The organism is Absicoccus sp. (assembly GCF_034090965.1).
Classification (GTDB): domain Bacteria; phylum Bacillota_I; class Bacilli_A; order Erysipelotrichales; family Erysipelotrichaceae; genus Absicoccus; species Absicoccus intestinalis.
On record NZ_JAXDRQ010000032.1, the window covers coordinates 1 to 3,486 of the forward strand.

Sequence of the window (3,486 nt, forward strand, 5' to 3'; positions counted from 1 at the left end):
GCAACGCAGGCTGCACGTTCAAGCAGGCGCGAATGCAGATAGAATACATCGCCGGGATACGCTTCACGACCAGGGCTTCGACCTAATAATAAGGAAATCGTACGATAAGCGACCGCATGTTTGGATAAATCATCATAAACAATCAATACATCTTTGCCTTGGTGCATAAAATATTCCGCTAAGGAAGTGGCTGCATAAGGGGCGATATATTGTAAACTTGGCGCATCAGCAGCGGTCGAAGTGACAACAATGGTATAGTCCATCGCATCATTCTTTTTCAAGGTATTGACCAAGTTCGCTACTGTCGATGCTTTTTGCGCAATCGATACATAGATACAAATACAATCTTTCCCTTTTTGGTTCAAGATCGTATCCAACGCAATCGATGTCTTACCTGTTTGTCGATCGCCAATGATCAATTCACGTTGTCCACGACCAATAGGGAACATGGAATCAATCGAAAGGATCCCGGTTTCCAATGGTGTCGTGACGGGTTTACGATCAATGATGCTTGGGGCTGGTTCTTCCACGGGACGCATTTCCACCGACTCAATTTGGCCAAGGCCATCAATAGGATTTCCCAATGCATCAACGACTCGACCTAAAAAGTCAGGGCCGACGGGCATACCAGCTTGTAACTTTGTTCGTGAAACTTTCGTTCCTTGCCCAATCAAACCATCCGTATCAAACAAGATGACTCCGATGCCATCATCGTTAATGTCTTGGACCATTCCTTTGGTTCCATCTTCGAAGACAACTACTTCACCATACATGGCATGTTCGATCCCGGAAATGGTTGCAATCCCATCACCAATCGTTTCTACATAACCAACTTCATTTTGCGTGGCTTGTGTTTGAAATTGTTCAATGGCTTCTTTTAAAATTGACATCAAGCTGCCATCTTTTTTCATGCGTAAGGCCTTGTCCCGAGCTGCTTTGATTTGATCTGTTAACTGTTCTTGACGAGAACGCGTTGACCAATCGTATTCATCGTTACCAGCGTGAAGGATGAATCCACCACGCACGCTCGGATCTAATTCTATCTTTAGCGTAACATTCGTACAATCATACTTTTCTTTGAGAAAGGTTTTGATCTTATCGGCCTGGGCAGAGGTTGGACGTGTCACACATCGCAGTGTAGCGGTTAAATTTTCTTGTTTCATATCCATTATCCTTTATCCATTTCTTTAATAAAATCATCATATAACGAGGCATCGCTTTTTTCGCCCACTACTTTTTGTGCGGCTTGATCAATCAAGGCAGCCATTTCATTTTGTGCTTTGGTCTTTTCTTGATTCATCGCTTCTTGGGTCTTTAAGCGTGCTTGAGCAATCATTTCTTCTGACTTTGCATTGGCATCCGCAATGATTTGTTCATATTGTAAAGAAGCTTGCGTTTTCGCTTTGGCTAGCTCTTCCTTACATTCTTCGTGGATATTTGCCAATTTTTCATCGGCTTGGGCCTTTAATGCGTGTGCCGCTTCTTTATCTTTAGCAGCATCCGCAAAGGATGAGTCAATTTCGTCATTTCGTTTGGCAATGATTTCACGAACGGGTTTAAACAAAAATTTCTTCATCAATGCATACAATACAAGTAAGTTAATGATTGTCCAAATGAGATTGGAATCAATACGTAACATACTACTTCACCATGAAGATGATCAAGATACCCAATACTAAACCGTAGATGGCTGTTGCCTCGGCCAATGCAGATCCTAACAATAAGTTACGCATAATTTTACCATCTGCTTCAGGTTGTTGAGCAACGGCTTTTACGGCACTCGATGTCGCGATACCAATTCCCAATCCACCGCCAATAACGGCCAAAGCTGCCATACCTACTCCAATTGCTGTTAAACTCATTTTCTTTTCCTCCTATTTTATTCTGTTGCTTCCGCAATAAACAATGATGTCAAAAAGACAAATACATAGGCTTGTATAAAGCCATCGAAAAAATCAAAATATAAACTAAAAATACTTGGGATAAATACCGGAACGACCATCTTGATCAATTCCATGATGACAAAGGCACCTAACACATTTCCAAATAATCGCATACAAAGGGAGAGAGGTCGAGTAACCAACTCTAAAATATTGATAGGTGTAACAATTGCCATGGGTTGGGCAAAACTTTTGATCCAACCTTTTGTGCCTTTGGCACGAATGCCACTCACTTCAATCAGTACAATGCTCATTAAAGCCAACGCAATCGTAACATTTAAATCCTTGGTCGGTGGCTTCAATCCAAATATACCAATTATATTGGCTAAGCCTATATATAATAGGACCGTAGAGATATAACTGCTATATTCTTTGGCATTGGGACCTAACATGGATTGTGTAAAGGAATCCAACCATGTAACGATAAGCTCGGCAACGACTTGTCTTTTACTTGGATCATGAACACGAAGCCCATGAGTGAGCCAAATAGCGATTGCGACTAATATAGCCATAACGATCCAACTCACAACGACCGATTCCGCAATCGCAAAGGGGCCAATTGTGAATACCGTATTGACTTGTAGCTGCTTCACTAATTCTGTGGTAAATTCTTCCATTGTTTTAGAATCAGCACCTCCTCTTCGAAAAAACAGAATAAGGCTAGTGATCCACGTTAACTCGTGAACCGACTAGCCTCATCGCGGGTTAATGTTCCTCTTGTTTTTTCTGATAATCTGCATTGTACGCTCATTAAAAAGGAGAGTCAATCGTTTTTTAGGCCTGATAACGATTACATTGCAAGAATAAAACAGATGCTTAGAGTCTTTATCAAAATATAGTGAGAAATAGCTTCCTAGATGCGATTTGTAAGAAAATATGATAACATTTCTTTATGAATTCACTATTAATTGAACAAATCAAAATGATCATCGATGATTCGTTACCGCCTATTTCTAATATTTCTAATATATTAGCTCTATTGTTCTATGAATTAGACGATGTCAATTGGGTTGGTTTGTATGCTTGTGATGATCAAAAAAAAGAATGTACGTTGGGGCCCTTCCAAGGAAGAGTGGCTTGTACACGGATTGCTTATCGATCAGGTGTCGTTGGTACTTGTGCCGATACCAGACAAACCATGTTGATTAATAATGTACATGAATTTGCAGGACATATTGCTTGTGATGCTGCCAGTCAATCGGAATTGGTCGTTCCTCTGATTCATGCGGATCGACTGCTTGCCGTATTGGATATCGATTCCCCTACATTGAATCATTTCAATACGGACATCAAAGAAACGATGGAAGCCATAGCTCCTCTTTTGGCCCGTTTGCTTGCCAAACAATACGATCTATAGATGGATGAGCCTCCACCTATTATATATAGGTGCTCATCTTTTTTTATGAACATAAAAAAAGACCCGGCAGCGTGCTAGGTTCGCAGGGGCAGGCCCAACTATCTTCGCCGCGGGAGTGCTTAACTTCTGTGTTCGGGATGTCAACAGGTGTATCCACTCCGCTATCGCTACCGGATCGTGAGAGATGAT

At 41.3% G+C, this 3,486-nt stretch carries 5 protein-coding genes and 1 rRNA gene; 1 reads left to right on the forward strand and 5 read right to left on the reverse strand.

Going from position 1 to position 3,486, the window contains the following annotated elements; genetic code table 11:
- The 4 genes from SOS22_RS04675 to SOS22_RS04690 all read right to left on the reverse strand — a co-directional run.
- On the reverse strand, positions 1-1,163 hold a 1,163-nt coding region (locus SOS22_RS04675), incomplete at its 3' end, for a F0F1 ATP synthase subunit delta (RefSeq protein WP_320596488.1).
- Between the two features lie 5 nt (positions 1,164-1,168).
- A complete protein-coding gene (locus SOS22_RS04680) occupies positions 1,169-1,639 on the reverse strand; it encodes an ATP synthase F0 subunit B (protein WP_320326258.1) in 471 nt (156 codons plus the stop codon).
- A 1-nt stretch (position 1,640) separates the two neighbouring features.
- Entirely contained in the window at positions 1,641-1,862 is a 222-nt protein-coding gene (gene atpE / locus SOS22_RS04685; RefSeq protein ID WP_320596489.1) for an ATP synthase F0 subunit C, read from the reverse strand.
- Between the two features lie 17 nt (positions 1,863-1,879).
- Positions 1,880-2,557 carry a F0F1 ATP synthase subunit A gene (locus SOS22_RS04690; protein ID WP_320326260.1) on the reverse strand — a complete coding sequence of 226 codons (678 nt, stop codon included), beginning with the start codon at positions 2,555-2,557 and terminating at the stop codon, positions 1,880-1,882.
- A 275-nt stretch (positions 2,558-2,832) separates the two neighbouring features.
- On the opposite strand from SOS22_RS04690, the gene SOS22_RS04695 reads away from it, so the two are divergent.
- On the forward strand, positions 2,833-3,297 hold the full coding sequence (locus tag SOS22_RS04695) for a GAF domain-containing protein (protein ID WP_320596490.1): 465 nt from the start codon (positions 2,833-2,835) through the stop codon (positions 3,295-3,297).
- Positions 3,298-3,358: 61 nt separating this feature from the next.
- On the opposite strand, the gene rrf is transcribed toward SOS22_RS04695, so the two are convergent.
- Positions 3,359-3,472, reverse strand: a 5S ribosomal RNA gene (gene rrf, locus SOS22_RS04700).
- Positions 3,473-3,486: the final 14 nt, after the last annotated feature.

Coding starts and splice junctions, on each gene's coding strand:
- SOS22_RS04680 (WP_320326258.1), bottom strand. CDS start 1,639: ATGTTACGTATTGATTCCAATCTCATTTGGACAATCATTAACTTACTT.
- atpE (WP_320596489.1), bottom strand. CDS start 1,862: ATGAGTTTAACAGCAATTGGAGTAGGTATGGCAGCTTTGGCCGTTATT.
- SOS22_RS04690 (WP_320326260.1), bottom strand. CDS start 2,557: ATGGAAGAATTTACCACAGAATTAGTGAAGCAGCTACAAGTCAATACG.
- SOS22_RS04695 (WP_320596490.1), top strand. CDS start 2,833: ATGAATTCACTATTAATTGAACAAATCAAAATGATCATCGATGATTCG.